Source organism: Phocaeicola plebeius (genome assembly GCF_003437535.1).
In the GTDB taxonomy this organism is placed as follows: domain Bacteria; phylum Bacteroidota; class Bacteroidia; order Bacteroidales; family Bacteroidaceae; genus Phocaeicola; species Phocaeicola plebeius_A.
The window spans coordinates 77,014-83,144 of record NZ_QSQT01000017.1 but is presented as its reverse complement, the minus strand read 5'-3'; the positions used below and the strand labels follow the sequence as shown (position 1 = coordinate 83,144).

At 47.7% G+C, this 6,131-nt stretch carries 5 protein-coding genes and 1 pseudogene; all 6 read right to left on the bottom strand.

From position 1 onward, the window contains the following. Positions 1-887 (bottom strand): annotated as a pseudogene (locus DXD04_RS10205) (DUF6531 domain-containing protein); the annotation flags it as partial. An 18-nt stretch (positions 888-905) separates the two neighbouring features. After that, positions 906-1,193: an immunity 17 family protein gene (locus tag DXD04_RS10200; protein ID WP_004314530.1), complete on the bottom strand. Its 288-nt coding sequence runs from the start codon at positions 1,191-1,193 to the stop codon at positions 906-908. Further along, the gene (locus tag DXD04_RS10195) at positions 1,159-2,535 is read right to left on the bottom strand and encodes a hypothetical protein (protein WP_178267254.1); all 1,377 of its coding nucleotides are present in this window, start codon (positions 2,533-2,535) and stop codon (positions 1,159-1,161) included. Before DXD04_RS10195 ends, DXD04_RS10200 begins: the two co-directional genes overlap by 35 nt. Positions 2,536-2,541: 6 nt before the next feature. Further along, on the bottom strand, positions 2,542-4,305 hold the full coding sequence (locus DXD04_RS10190) for a type VI secretion system Vgr family protein (protein WP_117673045.1): 1,764 nt from the start codon (positions 4,303-4,305) through the stop codon (positions 2,542-2,544). Between the two features lie 110 nt (positions 4,306-4,415). Next, positions 4,416-4,811 carry a type VI secretion system tube protein TssD gene (gene tssD / locus DXD04_RS10185; protein ID WP_004310139.1) on the bottom strand — a complete coding sequence of 132 codons (396 nt, stop codon included), beginning with the start codon at positions 4,809-4,811 and terminating at the stop codon, positions 4,416-4,418. 513 nt (positions 4,812-5,324) lie between these two features. Beyond that, positions 5,325-6,128, bottom strand: coding sequence for a DUF5457 domain-containing protein (locus DXD04_RS10180; RefSeq protein WP_117673043.1), 804 nt, complete (start codon positions 6,126-6,128; stop codon positions 5,325-5,327). Between the last annotated feature and the right edge of the window lie 3 nt (positions 6,129-6,131).

The window sequence follows — 6,131 nt, the reverse complement described above, 5'->3', positions numbered from 1 at the left end:
TTCCTGGTCTTTTTCTTGTAGAAACGCCCGAACGCCCCCGTGCATTTGCGGGCCAGTGCCGCCATGGGGTTGAGGGGGACGGGAACCGGGCTGGTGAGTATCTGCCTGGCGGGAGGTATCGGGTTGATGACACCCGTGGGCAGGAACATGCCCGGAACCTTGTGCACGCTCGGTATGCCCACGTCGTTGCAGTCAAGGTGCAGGTGCGCGCCGCCGCCCGAGAAGGGCATCCCGTCGGCAAGTACCGTCAGGCTGCCCATGAAGGCGTGGCCGTTGTTCTTGGGTATCGCCGCTGAAGGGGCCGCCCAGCCTGCGCCCATGGGGATGTGCGGGATGCTCCGCGTGGGTGTGGATGCGACCGCGCGGGGGATGAAGCCGCCTATCTTGACGGTGGCGCCCAGCATCCCGACGGCCATCGTCAGCACGGTGTGGCCCACTTCGGCGAGCTTCGCGCTGTCGGCGTCGCCCGTCTGTTCCGCTGTCGGTGGCGGGGGGATGAACGAGGAGACCGCCGCCGCGATGAAGTCCTGCGGACGGAGGAGAACCCCGACATAAGGGTGAGGCATGGGCACGACGGGGGACGGGGGTATCGTCACGAGGTGGATGTCCACGCCGATGACAGGGTCGAGCTGCTTGGAGATAGGCAGGCAGGCCATGCCCTTCATGCCCATGGCACCCAGTACGGGGAGCATCGCGGCTTCGCTCAGACCGTCGGCAAGGCCGCCGATGGCGGCTGCCGCCTTGACACCCGTGTCGAGGGCATTGACGGACGGTGACACTCCGGCATCGGAGTTCGCCTTGACGCCTTCCGAGATACCCTTCACCTGCGCACCTACGCCGGTCTTTAGGTTAGCACTTACGCTGTCGAAATAGCCTGTGTCCGCCATAACTGTCAGTTTTTATCGTTATTTAACTCGAAAATACAAATAGGCAGATGCAACAATGGCAATCACAATAATTACACCGAGCCAAAATCGGAATCCGGTTGGACCCAATAAGTCAAGAAAGAAATTTCCTCCCCAGCTTCCGGGTCTGGCGTATGTCCATTTCCAGTCGAATATCAGTCCGACAAGCCAAACCAATAGCAGAAAGATTACTACTAAGTACCCCACTTTAGGGTTCGCATAGGCATATTCGGTTGCATTAGTGAACAGCCCTTCAAGATTTCGCAATATGTTGGTCAGCCATTCCATTGTATTTTCCTAAATTTCTTTTATACTCATACAAATAATTCTCCCAGTTATCTCCTAACACTTTGGTCAGAACTTCATTTATTTCATCGTCACTGACCAGCTTGGAGCGTGCCGAACTGTTTAGCAGGCTTAATAACAGGAGAGGATAAGAGGAGTTCTTTATCAGGTCTATGGAAAGTTTGTCTGAAAGTCTGAAACCTTCCACATAACATTCCGCAGCTAACGATTTCTCATAATTATTTTCCCGGCACCAACCACACAGCCTCAATGCTTCACTTTGCATTAGGTAATCGTTGCATCTGGAGTATGCTTCAGCACCGCGATAGTACGTCTCTGCCGCTTCTTTCCAAAGCGACTCCCGTACATAGATGGAGGCTTTCCCCAATAAGGTGTTTCCGAGCAATCGGCAAGCTAAAGAGGGATCTAATTTTTCTTCCCCGATTTCAGCGGCTTCTACGGCTTTGTCGGCAAAGTACATGGCCGTCTTGTAGTCCTTACGGGAAATCTGGTCTGTATATAGAATTGTATATACGGTTACAAATTGACTGATCCAGTTAATGTCTTTCTTCACATTTTCGAGAGCGATATCGAGGCATTTCTTCGCAAATTCCTCTGTTTGCGCTGCGTTCCCTTTTTTCACACTGTTCATCAGTTTGATTAATGCCAGCCTGAAATTCGAGGCTGCCGGGTCGCTCTTATCTTCATTCGCCGCTTGTTCCGCGAGTTGCTCCATTGCACCGTCTAAATCTATTGGCGGATAAATAGACACCGCGTCATTGGAGTGTTTGGCCATTAGTTTGCCAAACTGTTCATAGTCTTTTATGTCGGATATCCCCCATACCATTTGCTTGTGGAATGGCAGAGCAAGAGCCTTTTCAAACCATTCACGACATCCGTCATAGTCGTATGTGTTCTTTAGGTTAAAGACAAAACTGCATTTCATATCAGTCCCTTTTACAAGGGATTCTGTCAGCTTGTTGAAGTTGGCAACTGCGACAGAGGCATCGTTTTCCGCTTCTTCCGACTTATAATCAGCTATCCAATCAACACGTTCAAAGACAATATCTTCGGGTTTCTTTGAGTTATTCCAGTATTCTACTTGTTGTGCAATATACCCTACAACATCTTTTGAGAAATCGGTTCTGGAACTGAACGGAAGTTCTATGAGGAACACCATATCTTCCTCTTCGCTATCAAGGGCAAGCATATAGTCATAGAAAGCATCAAGCATACTTTCGTCTCCCGGATTGATGACGATACGGATCAACTTGACCGGTTTCCTGACTGCATCTTCCCATTGGTAGAGCATCTTGTCTGCTATTTGTTGTATGGCGTTGCTCATATGCTGTTAATTCAATTTAACAATAGTTCCGGCTACGGCTGTGGTTCCGGAAGAATCTATCGTAGCCTTTGTTGTACCGCTGACCGTGGCACTGCTGCTGCCGGTTGCTGTAAAATCAGTACTGGAGATATTATAATTGCTGCTTGCTGTACAATCAATATTTTCTGCCGATTGCGCAATATTGGCACCCGCGGACTCTGTTATGTCCTTTTCCGCATTAGATGATATATTGCCTTCGCTATCAATCATTATTTTGTTTTCTCCAACACACAAGGTGATGCTTTTAGAGGCAGATATTGTGATATTTCCTTCTCCGTCTGCCGTATAGCTGTTGCCTTCCTTGTCTTTCATCATAACGCTTCCTTTTTCATCATCAAGCGTTATGGTACAACCGCTGCGGGTAGTCAGGCTTTTTGTTTTGTTTGAACTGCCGCCACCGGTGCCTGACTTTCCATGGAATAAGCTGCCAAGTACAAACGGACGGTTCGGGTCATCATATCTGAATGCCACCATGACTTGGTCTCCCTTTTCGGGTATGAATACAAATCCTCTGTTTGTGGCCACTTTGTCGCTTGTACCTGCGTCAGGAGTGAGTACCCGTATCCACGAGGTTTGCATCGGACCGGTCTGCCAGTTCATCTTGACTTGGACGCGGCCTAACTTTTTCGGGTCCTCGTTGCTGACAACCACGGCCTGCTGTGTATGAGCGACAGGCAGAGGTACATCCGGGCATGGAAGGGTGGGAATAGAGGACGGAAGTGCGGTGAAATAGTTCTGGTAACTGTCACCCATACCGGCTACGTGGGTTATTTCCGTAATGATATAGGTGCCGATGCTATTTTTTACGTGGATACCTATTCCTGTATGGATAGCGGTATGAACATCTATGATACTGCCCACCGTAAGGATGCGGCAATCGCTTTCCCCGGTGATGAAACTGGATGCGGCGCTGTCGCTTTGCTGCCTGCGTTGGAAATAGGCGTCAAGTTCACCCTTATTGGTTATGCGCGGTTCCGCCCGTTGGACAGCGGGAGCGGTAAACAAAGCCAATGACGAGTCAAAGGCCGCTTGTCCCAATGTGTTTTGTCCGGCTGCGGTATCGGGGGATTGACCGTTATAGGTCTGGTCGTTCACCGAATGGTAAGAACTTCCCTTTATTGGTCGGGCAAGTGTCTGCGAGCAGACATCGAGCACGGATAGTTCCTCGCCGTATGTCAGCTTGGTCGTCGAGCCGGCCTGTGGCTTCCCGAATACAAGGTTCTGTCCGTCGTAGTAGAGCCATTCCTGATATTGGCGGGCAAGCCGTTGTATGAATCTGAAGTTGGTTTCCTCGTACTGGCATTCGTATTCCAGCTTCGATTTCGTTTCCGGATTGACAAGAGCTTGCACTCCTGCCTTGTCTGTAAGTTCCTTAACGATGTCAGACAAGGATTTGTTGCACCATGAGGCACAAGTGTGGTCTGACTCCAGTAGGAATGTTGACGAATATCCCGTCACTTTTATATTTCCGTGTGTTCCACCGGAACGATGAAGTCCCACCATGGTGGCCACGCCGACAAAAACAGTGCCGCCGAAGTCCATGATTACTTTTTTCCCAACCCAGTCTTTTGACGCCTCCGGGATTTCTACGCCATAGGCTTCTATGGCTTGGATATCCAGTGTTATCTCAAAGTAGTGATGCTCATTGATGCTCTGTTTGAGCATCAACTGCACAAACGACGGCATGGGTATGCCGGCTATTTCCAATGTGACTTTTTTTTGTTCCAGCATGGCGGCATTATATTTGACGGTTTATATCCAAATTGCCAAAGCCGCCCGGCGGAAGTCCGTCGGACGGCCTGACAAATGTTTTGATTTAGGATTTACCTATGTACGCCGATTTATTTCTTCGGCCAACGGTTGTCAAGAGCTGCGCTGCCGACGATGATTTCTTCAGCGGAGAACGTAATGGTGATTGTCATAGGCACATCGTTGTTCGCGTCCAGAGTTTCCGAGTAGTGAACGATGTATGCGTTCTTGAACTGGATCTCCTTCATCTTGGCATCTTCCTCCGTTTTTTTGTAGATAATCTTTCCTTCTACAGGTTTGAAAGGACTGTTCAACATCGCTTCGATGACCGAAGTGTCTTCTGTTGATTCGATGGTTGCTTTTACTCTACCACCCAATACGCTTGAAGAGGGCATACCTTTAGGGTCCGTGTTACGACTAAACTCATAGTTTGAATAAAGGACGTCAAATTCCTTGTTGTTAAGTTCCAATGATGCTCTAAATGCCATAATACTTGGATTTAATGGGTTAAACTTAATTATTTTACTTCGGTTTCTCCGTCCTTGCGCCCTAACCGGTATAGATGCAAAAAAGAGAAAACCTCAAAAACGATTTTTTGAAATTTCCTCTCAGCCTCCGGATGACTCAGTTTTATTGTGGGAAAAAGAGAAGAAAATAAAACATCATCTTTGATGTGAGCAAATATAAGTGCTTATATTCATTTTTCCAAATTTTTTAGCGCGTTTTTTTGCTGTTATTTTCATTTTAACACGTTTTAAACTAATGTTCGTGTATAAAGCCACTGTCCTATATGATTAGAAACACGCCCCGTTGATGATGTGTCGCTATTAAATTGATTCCTGGCATTGTACAATAACACTTGTAGAAGAAGTTTCATCAGGAACGGACGAAACCGTCGGAAAGTAAACTGCTGCCGGAATGCAGAAAAACGGTATCCACCGCATGAAAGTGGCAGATACCGTTAGCAGATTGACTATGCAGTCTGAATGTTTGCGTATATCCTAATTCTTACGTCCATATCGGCAGATGAGCAATGAACTTAATACCAGGAGTGCAAGGGCAATCATCCATGTATAGATCTTCCGTTCCTTTTCCAAATGTTCGATGTCCGCCGCTTGTTGTTTGGAGCAAGTTGTCAGTATATTAATCTGGGATTGTTGTGCCTTGCAGATATCCATAAGTTCAGCATTAATCCGTTGCTGTGTCTCCAGCGAATTTTGGATGTTCTTGAAGTTGCGGTTGGTCGTATATGCGTCACGGATATATCCGGGCGTGCTTACCTGTAACGAGGGAACTTGTATGCTGTCCGGAAGGTATGTCAGTTCTGCATTATTGCGCTGTTCCGTTGCGAAGCTGTTGAACAGGAGTATGCCAACAAGTGTGCCGCTGATCAGAAAGGCTATTAATGCTATGATGGCAAACATTGTGTTTGATGATTTCGCGACAGGTTGTTGGTACTCTCGTTCAAGCCATGGATGATGGTTCATCGTGTGAGGCGGAATGGATGTTCCATACTCTACAGTCCGGACTTCGGCATTTTCTTCGGTCTCTTTTTTCTCAAGAGCCTTACGTCTTGATATATCCATAAATTCGCGCTTGGCAATCTGGTATTTATCCGCTTGATAAATTACAAGGTCGTTTTTTACCAGCCAGTCAAGAACGTCCTTGACACTCCGTTCTGATACCTTGAGGTTGCTGATGCTCCAAAATATTTCTGCACAAGATACCCATATTGGCTTCTGGAGGCACTTCTGATATAGGATTTCAAGAATCTCTGCCTGTAGTTGTTCTCTTGTTGGTTCCATTTT

Excerpts from the sequence above, each read along its gene's own strand:
- DXD04_RS10195 (WP_178267254.1), bottom strand. The coding sequence starts at position 2,535 with ATGAGCAACGCCATACAACAAATAGCAGACAAGATGCTCTACCAATGG.
- tssD (WP_004310139.1), bottom strand. The coding sequence starts at position 4,811 with ATGGCATTTAGAGCATCATTGGAACTTAACAACAAGGAATTTGACGTC.
- DXD04_RS10200 (WP_004314530.1), bottom strand. The coding sequence starts at position 1,193 with ATGGAATGGCTGACCAACATATTGCGAAATCTTGAAGGGCTGTTCACT.
- DXD04_RS10190 (WP_117673045.1), bottom strand. The coding sequence starts at position 4,305 with ATGCTGGAACAAAAAAAAGTCACATTGGAAATAGCCGGCATACCCATG.
- DXD04_RS10180 (WP_117673043.1), bottom strand. The coding sequence starts at position 6,128 with ATGGAACCAACAAGAGAACAACTACAGGCAGAGATTCTTGAAATCCTA.